This window comes from Asticcacaulis tiandongensis, assembly GCF_006475605.1.
Taxonomy (GTDB): Bacteria; Pseudomonadota; Alphaproteobacteria; order Caulobacterales; family Caulobacteraceae; genus Asticcacaulis; species Asticcacaulis tiandongensis.
The window spans coordinates 251,028-266,110 of record NZ_SSBC01000019.1 but is presented as its reverse complement, the minus strand read 5'-3'; the positions used below and the strand labels follow the sequence as shown (position 1 = coordinate 266,110).

General features: G+C 58.2%; 12 protein-coding genes. 6 read left to right on the top strand and 6 right to left on the bottom strand.

Annotated features, from left to right (window positions below; all coding sequences use genetic code 11):
- Nucleotides 1–40: 40 nt before the first annotated feature.
- The 6 genes from E5201_RS11905 to E5201_RS11880 all read right to left on the bottom strand — a co-directional run bounded on the left by E5201_RS11905 (nucleotide 41) and on the right by E5201_RS11880 (nucleotide 10,377).
- Nucleotides 41–3,151 carry a TonB-dependent receptor gene (locus E5201_RS11905; RefSeq protein ID WP_140986320.1) on the bottom strand — a complete coding sequence of 1,037 codons (3,111 nt, stop codon included), beginning with the start codon at nucleotides 3,149–3,151 and terminating at the stop codon, nucleotides 41–43.
- 33 nt (nucleotides 3,152–3,184) lie between these two features.
- Nucleotides 3,185–4,114: a FecR family protein gene (locus E5201_RS11900; RefSeq protein ID WP_140986319.1), complete on the bottom strand. Its 930-nt coding sequence runs from the start codon at nucleotides 4,112–4,114 to the stop codon at nucleotides 3,185–3,187.
- Nucleotides 4,108–4,587, bottom strand: a complete 480-nt coding sequence (locus E5201_RS11895) for an RNA polymerase sigma factor (RefSeq protein WP_140986318.1) — start codon at nucleotides 4,585–4,587, stop codon at nucleotides 4,108–4,110. Before E5201_RS11895 ends, E5201_RS11900 begins: the two co-directional genes overlap by 7 nt.
- Before the next feature lie 269 nt (nucleotides 4,588–4,856).
- The gene (locus E5201_RS11890) at nucleotides 4,857–7,580 is read right to left on the bottom strand and encodes an exo-rhamnogalacturonan lyase family protein (RefSeq protein WP_140986317.1); all 2,724 of its coding nucleotides are present in this window, start codon (nucleotides 7,578–7,580) and stop codon (nucleotides 4,857–4,859) included.
- Between the two features lie 104 nt (nucleotides 7,581–7,684).
- Nucleotides 7,685–8,698 (bottom strand): alpha/beta hydrolase, encoded by a 1,014-nt coding sequence (locus E5201_RS11885; protein WP_140986316.1) that lies wholly within the window; start codon nucleotides 8,696–8,698, stop codon nucleotides 7,685–7,687.
- A gap of 176 nt (nucleotides 8,699–8,874) precedes the next feature.
- Complete coding sequence (locus tag E5201_RS11880; protein WP_181404621.1) at nucleotides 8,875–10,377, bottom strand: CoA-acylating methylmalonate-semialdehyde dehydrogenase; 1,503 nt, start codon at nucleotides 10,375–10,377, stop codon at nucleotides 8,875–8,877.
- 233 nt (nucleotides 10,378–10,610) lie between these two features.
- Here E5201_RS11880 and E5201_RS11875 point away from each other — a divergent pair, with 233 nt between their 5' ends.
- From E5201_RS11875 to E5201_RS11850, 6 genes are all read left to right on the top strand, one after another.
- A complete protein-coding gene (locus E5201_RS11875; protein ID WP_140986314.1) occupies nucleotides 10,611–11,021 on the top strand; it encodes a hypothetical protein in 411 nt (136 codons plus the stop codon).
- A 41-nt stretch (nucleotides 11,022–11,062) separates the two neighbouring features.
- Nucleotides 11,063–11,323, top strand: a complete 261-nt coding sequence (locus E5201_RS11870; RefSeq protein ID WP_140986313.1) for a hypothetical protein — start codon at nucleotides 11,063–11,065, stop codon at nucleotides 11,321–11,323.
- Entirely contained in the window at nucleotides 11,313–11,918 is a 606-nt protein-coding gene (locus tag E5201_RS11865) for a hypothetical protein (protein WP_140986312.1), read from the top strand. Before E5201_RS11870 ends, E5201_RS11865 begins: the two co-directional genes overlap by 11 nt.
- Before the next feature lie 136 nt (nucleotides 11,919–12,054).
- On the top strand, nucleotides 12,055–13,194 hold the full coding sequence (locus E5201_RS11860) for a mandelate racemase/muconate lactonizing enzyme family protein (RefSeq protein WP_140986311.1): 1,140 nt from the start codon (nucleotides 12,055–12,057) through the stop codon (nucleotides 13,192–13,194).
- A gap of 3 nt (nucleotides 13,195–13,197) precedes the next feature.
- Entirely contained in the window at nucleotides 13,198–14,148 is a 951-nt protein-coding gene (locus tag E5201_RS11855; protein WP_140986310.1) for an aldo/keto reductase, read from the top strand.
- The gene (locus E5201_RS11850) at nucleotides 14,145–15,023 is read left to right on the top strand and encodes an amidohydrolase family protein (RefSeq protein ID WP_246050660.1); all 879 of its coding nucleotides are present in this window, start codon (nucleotides 14,145–14,147) and stop codon (nucleotides 15,021–15,023) included. Before E5201_RS11855 ends, E5201_RS11850 begins: the two co-directional genes overlap by 4 nt.
- The last annotated feature ends 60 nt before the right edge of the window (nucleotides 15,024–15,083 follow it).

Sequence of the window (15,083 nt, the reverse complement as noted above, 5' to 3'; positions counted from 1 at the left end):
TTTGAAGCCACCTATAGAGACGCGCTTTGCGCCGCCGGCTTCAATAGCTGTAGCGCAGCCCGAGATAGAATTGCCGCCCGCTCAGACGGCCATCGACCATAAGGCGCTTATCCGTGTGCTCCCACGTAACATGGCGCGCATCGGTCAGGTTAATCCCCTCCAGACTCATCGTCAGGCGCTCCGTCAGGCGATAGGCAATGGACATATCCCAATATCGCGCCGCCTCCACCCCGTTGGCATCTGCGCCATTCGTACCCGGCACCGCCGTCAGATACTTATCACGATAATTAGCGGCGATTCTGGCCTGAAACGGCCCCCTCTCATAATAGAGGGTCGCATTATAGGCGTTACGCGACAGATTGATCAGATCGGCCCTGACAACACCCCCACCCATTGCGGGCCTGAGTTGATAATCAATCTTGCTGGTTACAAACGTGTAGTTCAGATTCAGCCCCAGCCCTGTAAACATCTCAGGCAGAAATCTGATGGGGGCCTGATAGCTTATTTCATATCCATGCAATGGCCCGCCCGGCGTATTGATGATACCCGTAATGAGAAAATCATCCGTAACCGATGCCCCGGACCCCTCAAGCAGTGACGGCGACAAACCCGTTTCACTGAAGGGCGCGACATAGGTGACATTCTGTATGTAGGTCGAAATGTCCTTGTAAAAGAACCCGACAGCGAACAGGGAATCCTTATCCGGATACCATTCATAGGACAGATCATAAGCCGTGGCCCGCACCGGTTCGACATAAGGATTGCCGGTCGTTACCTCACGACGCCCCTCGCTTACCGTTAACTGGGTGAGCGCCGTCAGACTGGATAGTGGCGGGCGGGCCATGACACGGGCGGCACCGAAGCGTATGAGCGCATCCGGCTTAACCTCCAGCGCCATATTGAATGACGGCAAAAGGTCAGTATAGCGGCGGTCGCTGCCGATAGTCCTGAAGCCCGCTGCCTCTACCTCAACCGGCACATTGGCATAAGATTGCGCTCTCTGGCGCGTTTGCACCGCCCGCACACCGACAATCGTTCTGACCGGTTTACCCCAAAGCCGCCCCCGCGAACGTAATTGCACAAACACAGAGGCACTGTCTTCGACCACCTGATGATTATGTACCCGCGCCGCCGGTGCTGACGGCGAAAGCTTTGTCCGGCCGCTATTGGAAAGCAGGTCATATTCCCGGATAAACACCTCAATATCCGGCACACGCCAGCATTGGGGCGTGCCCTCTGGCGGATTAAGCCGCTCAAGCCCGCAATAGACCCTGGTAAGGCTCTCCATCCCGACCGAAGCAACCGGCCAGTCACTCTCGCCCTGCTCCAGACGATAGCTTTCGGAGCGGTAGCCATAGGTTTTATGCTGGACGCCAAAATCCAGCCTGTGCACCTGCCCAAATTCATAATTAAACGCCACCTGCGCCACATCAAATTCATTGCGCACCCCATTGGGCCTGAGACGAATTTCAGGCCCCGTGGCCCCCGTACCGCCCGCTTGCTGAATGACCGGGCCAAAATACCATTGCGCGGGGTCAGTGACATCGAACCCGTACTTCAGTTCCGGCCGGAAGGCCCCGCCCTTGCGCGCATCAAACACATAGTTATCGACATTGAACCGGTCGATCTGGGCCGTGATTTCAACCTTGTTGTCGAATTGCGACCGTGAGCGCCCGACATAGGTTTTCAGCGTCAGCCCGTCGGTCAACTTATGGTGCAAAATGATCGTGGCTTGCGCAAAATCGGTCTTGAAATCTTCAAAGGCAAGTTCGGAACGCATGTCCACATTATCGAAGACCCCATAGACCAGTGCACCGTGCCGATCCGTTTCAACGCGACGCGGTACAATCTCCGGCTTGCCTCCCTGCGCGGCGTTGCGGCTGAAGCCTATGGCCTCAAGAAAATGATCATTCCGACGGGTCTTGAAACGTGAGGCCAGGAAATTAATATCCACCGACGTATCCGACGCAACCTGCCACTGCACCGTGCTCGTCAGACCCATGCGCTGCGTGTAACCCGTCAGGTCGGTATATCGGTAAAATCGGGGATGATAGACCTCCGAACTCCTGAGCACGGCATGGGCGCCTAGTGACGCCTCCAGATCGCTTTGCGGCACATCACACAACCCGCCCGTCTCCGAAGTGGGCATGCAAAATCCGCCATTGCTCGTCGCCTGTTCCCACCCGCCACTATTGACGCCCTGCATCTGCAAGGGCGTATGGGCATAGGCCGCCGCCAGCAAAATGCCAAACCGGTTATCACTGAGCCGCTTGCTGACCAGAACAGAAGCCCGCGTTCCGGATCGCTCATTGAGGTCATTATAACTGCCCTGCACCCCCATCACGACCCGGTCGCCCTGCTGGTCGAAGGGCTTGGGCGGACGTAAGGCCACTGTGGCCCCCAATGAGCCTTCAGGCTGGTCTGCCGCCGAGGTTTTCTTGACATCGATGCGACTGAAAAGTTCCGAAGGAAACACGTTGAAATCAAAGCCGCGCCCGCGATTGACGCCTTGCGTCAATCCATCCGTCGCCGCCTGTGTCTCCATGCCGTTGATTTCAACACGCGTATAGTCCGGCCCCAGCCCCCGCACCGATATGGAGCGCCCCTCACCCTGATCACGGGCAATGGCGACACCGGAAACGCGCTGCGCGGACTCGGCCAGATTATTATCCGGAAATTTAACGATATCCTCGGCGACGATACTGTCGATGACACCGGTATATTGCCGCTTGATGCGCAGGGATTGCCGATAACTGTTGCGAAAGCCGGTCACGATGACAACCGGCACCTCAGTATCCGGTGGCGATGCAGGCGGGGTCACAGCCAGGGGGCGAAGACCACTTTTCTTTGTCGTTGGCCGTATAATATAGGCATTGCGTGAGGTGTGTACCGCTTCCAGACCGCTGTTTAGCAATAATTGCCGCAAAGCGGCGTCCACAGTGTAACGGCCCCTAAGGGCCTTCGCCTCACGCCCGGCCACAGTCGTCGGCGCAAAAATGATATTGACCCGCGCCTGAACCCCGACAGCTGTCAGCGAGCGTTCAAGCGATTGCGTCGGCAGGTCATAATCCCTCACCGCCTGCGCACAGGCCTGCCCACCGGCACACAGGGCCGCCAGAACAGAGACACTGCTTAACAGACTAAGGTTCATTCCCCTCTATTCCCGGCTTCAGCTCTTCACGCCTTAGCGGGTCAGTTCAATAGCCCCGCCCGTCTTTCGTACCCTAAGACCATTAAGCTCGGCAACTGTCATGGCAAATTCCGCAGCCTTGTCGGTCTGGAACACGCCTGAAATGCGCAAAGCCCCGACCTCAGCGCTGTTCAGAACAATTGGTACCCCCGCATAGCGATTGAATTCGCGCACCGCTTCACTCAGGGCGGTGTCCGACAATATGATCTCGCCCTTCTGCCAGGCGGTAACGGCCTGTACCTGCGGCTGATCAACCCTAAGCCCCTGTCCGTCAGCCCGCACAGCCCGTTCCCCCGCTGCCAGAACAACCGCCGGCTGATCGGGGCTGCGCACCTCAAGCCGGCCTTCGACCAATGTCACGCTGAAGGTCTGCGCTTCATGACGCACGACAAACGACGTCCCCAGCACCCTGACGCTGTCATCACCAGCCCTTACCGTAAACGGGCGCTCAGGATCAGGGTTCACATCAAAATAGGCCTCGCCCCGCTCAAGCACCGCCTGACGCCCCTTGCCACTATAGCGCACCGTCAGACGGCTGTCGGTATTGAGCGTAACCTCGGTGCCGTCCTTAAGCGCCACCACCTGCTGTTCACCGCGTCCGGTTTCATACACAACCGGCTGGGCCTTCAGAAACGACCAGCCAATGCCAACCGACAACAGCAAACAGGCCGCCAGTGCCACCCCCTGCCATACCGGACGCTGCAAAGCCCTGACCGGCGCCCCTTTCACCGCCACGGCTTCCGGCAACAGGCTCCAGATATCTGACGCCGATGCAAACGCTTCCTCATGCGCGGGATCGGCCTGAAACCACGCCTCAAACGCCGCCAGATCCTCAGCCGTCAGATCATCCCCCTGAAGACGGGTGTGCCACAGCGCAGCTGCTTCTGCTGCCTGTTCCCTGTCTCCGGCCTCCCCCGTCACCATCCGTCCATCCACTTCATCAACTCAAGTGTCGCCCGCGCGACCTGCTTTTCCACTGCCGCCACTGACATGGCCTCGTCAGCGGCTATTTCCTTAAAACTTTTACCATCCAGTCGCCGTGACAAAAGAATACGTCTGGTTCGCTCCGGCAAGCGCCCGATACCTTCATTCAGCCGCTTCAGCCTGACCTGCGACTGATAGGCCTGATCCGGTAAGGGCGCATTATCCACCGCATCCAGATGCTCCGCCGCGTGCCTGACGAAAGGCGCATGTTTGCGACGACGCTTCTGATCAAACGAAAGATTTACCGCCGCCGTAATCAGCAAGGCCTCCCGCGATCTGACCGCCTGTCCTTGCGCATAGGTCTGCACCCGCAGATAGGCTTCCTGAACCACATCATCGGCGTCCTGCGCATCCACACCTTTTCTGAGCACGACCCGCCGGGCCTTATCCAGAATATCCTGTAAACCTGGCATCTCTTTCCTACGCCTTTTTATAAGACGCGCAGACACGACTTTCCCGACATGCCTGTGTGTCAGATTTTCATGCTCACACGCTTTGTTGCGCGTTTTTTACCTGAAAATCACCCTGTTAGCCCTAACATGCACGTCAGGGTTTTTGATTACAAACCTAAAATGACAAATCCCCCTCTTCTTGTGCTGAGGTGGGCATCGCAGGACACAGAAATGCCGCCCCCACCAGTGGTGAGGACGGCACTATATTGCCTGTAAAAAAGCTCAGGCTTTTAGTTTTGTCTGCGGCGCGGACGCTCCGGCAGAGACTTATAGGCCTCCTCAAGATCGTCCCCAATCAGCGCCAGATTGGCAATCGCCGCCATGCCCCACTGGGCAATGCCATTGGTCGAGATGCTCGGGTCTTCGACCGTCGGATGCAGCACCGCAGGCCCCTCAATGGTCACAGGCTCAGGCGAAAGATCGATCGTGCTCAACAACTCATGCCAGGCCCGCGTCGCCAGCGCCTTGTTGTTACGCTCAACCGCCGCAAAGGCCGTAAAGCGCGAGTGACCTTCGCGCAGGTTACGCGCAGAGTGGATGCTCTCAAGCCCCAGGAAGGCGGCGGTTTCAGGCACAGGCGCATTATATTGCTGGCAGTAATCCGTCCAGGCCTTGCGATATTCCGGTATATCAATCAGTTCCAGAAGCTCGGCATGCATTTCATAGACGCCGAACACCCCGTTAAGGTGCGAGAAGCGTACCTTGTCCCCCTTACCGACAAAGGTATGGGTCCTGAGGTCATAGGCCTCGCCACTGGCAAACCAGCCATATTTCAGCTTGGCAATCGAGATCATGCCCTTGGCGATGCGGTCACGCCACTGGGTATCACCCGTGCGCTCCCACTCCGTGTACCAGGCCGAGATGATCGAGCCCCACATGGTGCCGAAACTCATCTCGACGATGTCGCCCCCAACAAAGGGATTCGTTTCAATGCGCACCTTACGCGTGATATCGACACGCTTCAGCGCCTGATCGCTGTCATTCAACGCCCGCATCAGATCGCCGCAACGCTCATCCGCCGTCAGATAATAATAGTACCGGCGATAGGCGGCATTCGACACGCGCTGCTGCTTTGACGAATCCGAGAAATGCTGCACGCCGTGACGCGTACCCATGCCTCTCCACGGGCCAATATGATAGACATCGACCTCACCGGTGTGGCGTGTCATGGCCTCGGCCATACGGAAGAAATCCGCCCGTCCGGTACGCAGGAACCCGAACCACAGGGTCATATCGGTCGACAGTTCCGAATTGTCCCACGCATAACCACCAATATCATAGCGCCAGACGTGACGGTCGGTATCATAGGCATGCATGACATCGCCATAGTTCCAGAACCCGTACCAGCGATGCTGATCAATCTGTTTCAGGTAATATTCCAGATCATAGGTCAGGCGGTTTTCAATCGCGGCCTTAACCGGCGTCGAATGATCCGGCACCGTCCAGTAACCGAACACACCGGCCTCATGCAGACGCTTTGGCGACACCGTCAGACGTGGCGTCTTCGAGAGATTTTCCGCCATCTCGGCAAAATCAGCCCGCGCCGGTGTGCTGTCAAAGGCATAGATCATCAACTCTGAGGTATGGGCAATGCCATAGGCCTTGTCGTAACCCTCTTCATAGTCCTCATAGGTGATATTGAGGCCGTGAATTTCCTTTTCATGCGTATCCATACCCCAGACCGGACGATAGGTACGCATGTCCATGATCGGCGCTTCGGGCGACCACATCCATGCCGTAAGCGTCGCCGTTTCCGTTGCCGCACCGCGCACATCGAGACGCGTCGGTGACATCTGCCAGAAATTGTTCAGCCCCAGTGCCGCGCCGCCTTGCGACCCGCCGACATAGGCCAGACCCGTCGCCCGCTTGTCGCCCGCCGCATCAATCCACGCGTGACCGGGTTCGGTACGCTTGCGGATATGATAGCCGTCTGAATTAGGTTGAGACAGGGTGAAATCCCCCCACGGCGGGATCCATTGCAGACCGTCCTGCACCGGCTTGGCCATTTGCTCCAGCGCCACAAAACGCCCATTGACCTGCGCATCGGCCGCTTCACGCCCGACCTGACGACGTAAACCCGTAAGCGGACGTATCGCTTCACCCCAGACGCCACGGTTTTCGCCTGAAAAACGCACATGGCGGTTATAAAGCTCATCCGTCATCGGCACCTGTGCCGTCAGGCCCAGACCGCGGATGAAGTCCTTGTCGGCATCGGCATCATAGATGAACGAGAACACCGCCCGAAGCGACTTGCCACCCGCATAGCCATAAAGACGCAGGGTAAACGGCAGGATTTCACGGCCATTACCCGTAAACTTGCCTTCGACACGCACAACCGCCCGCACAGGGCCTGATTGCTCAACCGTAGCCGACGTCACTTCGCCGGTCAGGGTCGTTTCGCTCAAAGCCCCTTCCTCAAGCTCAGGACGATTTTGCAAACGCAGCGTCAGGGCGGCATTGGTCAGGGCCGCGCGCCCCTTGACCGTGGCTTCCCGAATAAGCGACTGACCCGACGTTGCGATATGCCAGCGATGATCGCCGGTACTGATAATCACCGAACCGCCTTCGGTTTTTACGCTGATTGGCGTCGCACCGACGGAGGGTTTACCTACCGCAAGCGGAAGCGATGGGGCATCCGCCCCCGCCCCTACCGCATGCGCCGTCCACTTCACTGACCCGTCCGGCCAATAGGCAATCGGCCAGGACTGGCTGGCGGCACCGGCAACCGTCAGGGACGCATTCTTTTTCAATGCCCCTCGCGGCCAGGGCACCCCAAGGGTCACACCCTCAAAATTCTTCGGTGGCGCGCCATCAAGCCAGATCAGATCCGTCTGCGGCATAGACGCCTTTGCGGCGGCTTTTTTTGTCGCCGCTGTGGCCTCTACAGACAGGGCGCTGCCTGCCGTAACGGCCATGGCTGTGCCCATGAAATGACGCTTGGTAAGTGTCGGCATAGTGTTTTGTCCCAGTTTTATGCTTGGTTATGATTGGTTTCACGCATTAACCTGCAAAACCGGTCGCTAATCAACAAAATTTATCAGACTTCTTTACTGGTAAATTACCAGCTGTCTGCCCACAATCCGTGGCGACGAGCAAAAATGCTGAACAGACTGAGCCAGGGCAGTTCGGCATTACCGTCACGAAGGGAGTGTCCGCCGACCTCAAAAATATGCAGTTCCGTCGGGGTTTTTTGCGCCCGCAACGCCTGCCACATGATGACGCTATTGTCCGCGGGCACGACCGGATCATTGGCCGCATGGGCCACAAAGACCGGCGGCGCATCGGCAGGCAAAAGCTCATTGATCGAGGTCGCTTTCAGCCGCTCTTCCGACCGGTCAGCCCCCAGAAGATTCTTCACCGACCCACCATGTGCTACAGGGGCGCGGGTGGTAATTACCGGATAGAACAGGCCCGCCACATCGGGGCGCGCCGACAGATTGTCCGCCGCATCCACTGGCTCATAGGTCTTTTTGGCAAAAGCCGTTGCCGCCCAGCCAGCCAGATGCCCGCCCGCCGAAAAGCCGATCACACCGACACGTTGGGTATCAATTGAAAACTCAGCCGCCCGATACCGGATCAGGCGGATCGCGCGTTGTACGTCCTGAAGCGGCGCTTCAAAACCCGCCGCCCAGCCATCGGCGGGCAGGCGGTAAACCAGTGTAAACACCGTCACGCCCTTATCGGCCAGTTCCTTATCCGTGCCGCCACCGGCGCGTGACACGGCCACACGCTGATAACCGCCGCCCGGAATCATCAGAATCGCCGAACCGTTCGGATTAGCCGGCCGGCGCACCATCAGGATCGGCTTGGTGACATGGGTCGCCGCCGTATCATTCGGATCGCCACCGGCCGGATTACGCAAAATCCATTCCTCGGTGACCGTTACATTCTCAGCCCCCGGCGCACCATTGGGCCACAAAGGGAAACTCTCCAGCGGCGGCAACAGCGGCTTCGCCCCACCCGCAGGCAGCGTTTGCGGCTGAAGGGTTTGCGTGCCCGTCGTCTGGGCACAGGCCGCGACTGGCAATAATGACGCCAGAGCGGCAAATGACAAAAGCTGACGACGATCCATGCGGCATTTCCTTATAAAACCATTGACCGCATTCTGCGCCAGATCACCCGACCCCCGCAAGCCCACCCTGCTCTTTTTTGCTCGAAACTGATCACCTTTTCTCCTCCCTGCTTTGCGGGGAGGGGGACCGCTTTGCGTCAGCAAAGGGGTGGTGGGGTATTTTTCTTCCTATCCCCCTACCGCATAGTCGGAATGACGAACGCCTGATCCTCAACCGCCCCGCCTTTCGGCCAGCGCTGGGTAACGGTCTTGGTGCGTGTATAGAAGCGCACCCCGTCCTCGCCATACTGATTGAGATCGCCAAAGCCCGACCGCTTCCAGCCGCCAAAACTATGATAGGCCACCGGCACAGGTATCGGCACATTGATACCGACCATCCCGACCTCGACCTGAGCGGCAAATTCCCGCGCCGCATCGCCGTTGCGGGTAAATATCGCCACCCCGTTACCATAGGGATGCTGCGACGGCAGGGACAGGGCCTCTTCAAAACTCTGCGTCCGCACGATCTGCAAAACCGGCCCGAAAATCTCATCCTGATAGGTTTTCATGCCCCTGGTCACACGGTCAAAAAGGGTCGGCCCCAGAAAATAGCCGCCCTCATGCCCCTGAAGCGTAAAGCCCCGCCCATCGAGCACCAGCTCGGCCCCTTCATCGACGCCCATCTGAATATAGGACTCGATACGCGCCTTATGCTGCGCCGACACAACCGGCCCGTAATGGGCCTCAGTGTCAGTCGATACCCCCACACGCAACCCCTCAACCGCCGCCACCAGTTTGCTGCGCAATATATTGGCCGTATCCTCACCCACCGGCACCACAACCGGCAGCGCCATGCAGCGCTCCCCCGCCGAGCCGAAGGCTGCCCCCATTATATCTGCCACGGCCTGATCCATATCGACATCGGGCAGGATAATGCCGTGGTTCTTGGCCCCGCCCATACACTGCATGCGCTTGCCATTGGCCGCCCCTCGCCCATAGACATATTGCGCAATATCACTCGAACCGACAAAGCTGACGGCGCGAATATCAGGGTGATCCAGAATGGCATCGACGACCACCTTATCGCCCTGCACAACATTCAGCACACCCTCAGGCAGACCGGCCTCAATCAGCAATTCCGCCAGCTTCACCGGCACTGATGGATCACGCTCCGAAGGCTTAAGGATGAACGCATTGCCGCACGCCAGAGCCGGTGCAAACATCCACATCGGGATCATGGCCGGAAAATTGAACGGCGTAACCCCCGCCACCACGCCCAAAGGCTGACGCAGGCTATAGACATCGATGCCCGGCCCCGCCCCCTGCGTATAGGCCCCTTTCAGCAGATGCGGGATACCGCAGGCAAATTCGACCACCTCAAGGCCGCGCTGAATGTCACCTTTTGAGTCAGCAATCACCTTGCCATGCTCAGACGACAGAAGGTGCGCCAGTGCGTCCATGTCGCGCTCAAGCAGTCGCTTGAATTCAAACATCACCCGCGCCCGTCGCTGCGGGTTCTGCGCCGCCCATTCTTTTTGCGCCTTTAAGGCCGATTGCACCGCCTTATCAACAAGGCCTGCATCCCCCAGTTCGACCTGCGCCTGTACCTTGCCCGTATTGGGGTCAAACACATCCCCCTTGCTTCCCGAAAGACCCGATACCGTTTTACCGTCTATGTAATGAGCAATATTACGCATCAAAGAGACCTCCGCTTGACCCGCAATGCCTAGCGCGTTTCCGCATTCACGTCCGGTAAAAAAAGCCAGCGCCCGAAAATGTGATCACAGAGAAAAGCGACATTATTCTGCGGTAAGTCCCCTGTTCAGGGGGTGACGTTTCGCATTAGGTTACTACCCTGACACAAAGGCTTCTGGCCAACTGAATTGAAGGGCACCCCATGCGCGCGATAATATCTGCTTTTGTGGCTATTATAATGATAGCTGGCCTTACCACTCACGCCGGTGCCCAGACCCTCATTGTTACGCCCGAAGTGCTTAGCGCCTCCCTGAAAAACAAGGGCATGATCACTGAAATCATTGACCGCGATGGCGAGGCCTATATTCGCTACAGCTTCCCCGACTGGCCTGCATATTACCTGTTTTTCAACGACTGCGACGCCGCGCGCGTGTGCAAGAATCTATTGTTCTACAGTCAGGAGGAAAGCCCCACGCCCGAAAGCGCTGACGAGGTCAAGGAAGACATGCAGGCGTGGACAACCAGCGAATATGTCACCAACGCCCTTAAGGGGTGGCCCAACAGAAAACTGAACGTAATGGCCGAGCTGTCAGCCGATAACCGGCTGACGATTGCCATGTCCACACATACCGGAAGGCAATCTGACTGAACAGGAATTCTTATCTCTGGTGGATTTGTGGACCAATCTGGATGACGACTTTTTCCTGGGCTATTAGGATCATGGCACGCCGCTTCACAGCCTTCCGTACTTTTGTTGGTGTCATTGCAGGCGTGGCGACGCGTTTTCAGGCCCGCGCCCTGATCGTCAATCCGGACGCCGAATTTTACCTGTATGGCTGGGGCGTAGAACTGGCTTCAGGCCAAAGCCTGCTGCTCAGTTGCTTCACACCGGACAAAGACCCCGACTGGCTCAAAGACGCCCGCGAAAGCCTGACTATCCATGTCCGCTGATCCGGCCAGCCACAGCAAGCGCGAAAGCTTCAGAGAATCCCACGAACGCCTGTGGTGCGTAATGCCTCAGGGATTGAACATTGTGGATGCCGATGCACGCTCTTTGCGCATTGACTACAGGGACATCGAAAGCCTGCGCGTCGCCTATGCCCCGACCCAACTTAAACTCTGGCGTTATGTCGCCGAAATCCGGCTGAAAAGCGGGCACAGCTTTGTCATTGATAATGGCCATTTCCACGGCATAGGCGACTTCGAGGAACGTTCCGACAGTTTCCGACAAATGCTTGCGGCCCTGTTTAGCACCTTAAAGCAGCACAATCCTGACGCCGTGCTTGTCACCGGCGAGCACCAGACCCGACACTGGGGCTATTCGATTATGCTGTGCCTGTCGCTGCTTCTGCTGGCGTGGGTGGCATGGGCCGTTAGCGGCAACAGCCTACTGATAGCGCTCATCATTTTTGGCGCCGTCTTTTTGACCTATGCCAGCGGCGCAGGCGATCTGATGCACCGCACGCGTCCGGGAAGCCCGCAAAAGGTGGCTGAGCTAACGACCCTGCCCGAAGCCCATCTGCCGCCTCTTTCTGACGACGCATAATTCAAAAAACGAAATAATAAATCGCACTTGTCATACGAATTTTCACGTGATAAAAATCATCATATGTATTATTTTTCCTGCCGGTTGAACCGCTCACCGTCAGGGACACGTAACGAAGTCCAGAAAGTGCGTTTCCATGAAAATTACCGGTTACCGCAGCCTCAGTACCGTCCACAACTGGGGCCGCCCTATCGGAGACGTTAATGGCGTCGTGTCCTCAGGCATCACAGAGGTGCCGGTGCTGATCCTTGAAACCGACGCCGGTGTTAGCGGTATCGGCCTTGGGGCGCATACCGATATTGCGCGTGTATTTCCCGCTATCGAAAACGAAGACCCACGCGCCGTCGCCAGTCTCTATGACCGTATGCTGGCCCATGTCTTTAAATCCGGCCATGCCGGTGCCACCTTTGGCGCTATCGGTGCGGTCGATATGGCGCTTTGGGATCTGAAGGCTAAGCTGAACGATGAGCCATTGTGGCGCACGCTCGGGGCACGTGACCGCTTTGTCACCGGCTATGCGTCCGGCCTGTGCTATGGCCTTGAGGACGACGCCTTTGCCGGCCTTTATGAACGCTGGGCCGAGCGCGACTTCACCTCCGCCAAGATCAAGGGTGGACGTGACCTCGACCGCGATATCCACCGCCTGAAACTGGCGCGTGACATCCTTAGCCGTAATACGCCCCGTCCCGCCCTGATGCTTGATGTCAACGAGGCATGGAACCCGAAACAGGCGATCCGCCACATCCATGAAATCGAGCAGCAGATCGACCTGACATGGATCGAAGAACCGGTACGCCGCTGGGACGCCGAAGGCCACGCCGCCATCAGCCGTGCCGTTAAGGCCGCCGTGGCCACCGGCGAAAACCTGACCGGTCTTGATCAGTTCTCCCCCCTATTTGCGCATCGCGCCGCCGACATTCTGCAAACCGGCAGCGTCTGGGGTATTACCCATTTCAACCGCGTCGCTACCGCCGCTCTGGCCCATAACCTGCCGGTATCGCCGGTCGGCTATAATGTCAATCCGCTGGCCCATGCCGCCGCCGCCCTGCCTAACATGCTGTCGCTCGAAATTCAGGATCTGAGCCTGCCCGTCGGCATCAGCGCCGATCAGGAAATTACCGATGGCGGCATTGTGCTGGGCGATGCGCCGGGCCTTGGCATCACGCTTGACGAAGCCGCGATTGCACAGAACAAGCTGTCCGGTCAGTGGCTCTCCCCCGGCGGCCCGCACGTGCGTCCGGCCCGCGCCGGTCTTCGCCTCGTACCGGAATCCTGAACCATGCATTACACCGCCATCGGTCAGACCGGCCTTGAGGTTTCCGAACTGTCTCTGGGGGCCGCGTCTCTTGGAGCCGTCTATCACGCCGTCAGCCAGAGTGAGGCCGATGACGCCGTGGCCACAGCCCTCGAAGGCGGTGTGAACTTCATTGATGTCGCCCCCTATTACGGCCTGACCCGCGCCGAGACGGTTCTGGGCATCGCTTTGCGTGACACCCCGCGCGACACCTATGTGCTGTCATCGAAGATCGGCCGCTATGGTGACAAGGACTGGGATTTTTCCCGCGACGCCACGCTTAACAGCTTCGACCAGAGTTGCGCACGCCTGAAACTTGAGCACATCGACATTCTGCAATGCCACGACATCGAACATGGCGACTATACGCAGCTTATTGACGAAGCCCTGCCCACTTTACGTGACCTCAAATCACAAGGGGCCATCAAGGCCATCGGGATTACCGGCTATGATCTGGCCCTGCTGGAAAAGGTCGCGGTGGAACAACAGGTCGATACGGTCATGGCCTATTGCACCTACACCCTTCAGGATCAGCGTTTGGCCCCCGTCGCCCGCCGCCTTAAGGACAAAGGCATTGCCGTATTCAATGCCTCGCCGCTCGGCATGGGGCTTCTGACGCGCAAAGGCCCACCTGACTGGCATCCGGGCCACGAAAGCGTCCATGCCTCAGCCCGTGAAGCCGCAGACCTCTGCGACGCCTCAAGCACCGACATTTCACAACTGGCCCTGCAATTTGCCCTGCAAACAGCGGCTGATAACGGCATCGCCTCAACGGTTATCGGGGCTTCCCGCGCCAAACATATGCGTGGCAATATCGCCGCCGTAACCCAATCTCCTGATTCGGCGTTGCTGGCGAAGGTTGAGGCTCTGCTTGCCCCTGTGCGGGATAAGGGCTGGGACGTCCTGCCGGGCAACGGCGGGAAAGCCGGAAAATGAGCGACCTGATCGACGCGCACCTGCATCTGTGGAATCCCAAAACCCTTGGCTATGACTGGCTGTCCTACGTGCCCGCTATTGCTGAAACGCATGACGCGGATGAATGGGCGGCGCTGAACATCCCAACAGAACAGGCCGTGTTCGTTCAGGCCTCCGATAACCCCGCCGACGCCCTCAAAGAAGCGCAGTGGGTCGCGGCCATCGACCATCCGACCCTGAATATTGGCGGCATAGTCGCCTATGCGCCTTTGGAAAAAGGCAGCGCCGTCGCTGAGGATATTGCGGCGCTAAAAAGCGTCACAAAGCTGCGCGGTATTCGCCGCAATGTGCAAGGCGAACCGGACGGTTTCCTGTCCGCCCCCGCCTATATTGACGGCCTCACCGAAGTGGCCCGCGCCGGCCTGAGCATCGATATGTGCTCAAAAGCGCATCAGATGCCGGAACTAATCCGCACGCTGAATATCCTGTTCGACCGCGTCCCTGAGGCCATCGTCATCCTCGATCATCTGGGCAAGCCCGACATCAAAACCCATCAGGGCGACATCACGGGCGGCGACTGGGCGAACCATTTTAAAACCCTTTCGGGCTTCCCCAATCTGGCCACCAAGATTTCCGGCCTGAGCACCGAAGCTGACTGGGGCCACTGGCAGCCTGCGCACCTGACCCCCTACATCCACCACGCTATCGACAGCTTCGGCCCCGACCGCTGCCTGTTTGGCGGCGACTGGCCGGTTGTTGACCTGTCCGGCGGTTATGACCGCTGGCTTGCGGTCTTTGACGCGGCCACCTCTGACCTGTCGCCCCATGACCGTGCCGCCATCCGCTCAGAAACCGCCCGACGACTATACAGACTCCCTGCCTCCACCCTCCCCTGATTTATCGGGGAAGGTGGCGGGCGAAGTCCCGCCGGAGGGGGCATAATTATAATAAAGGAA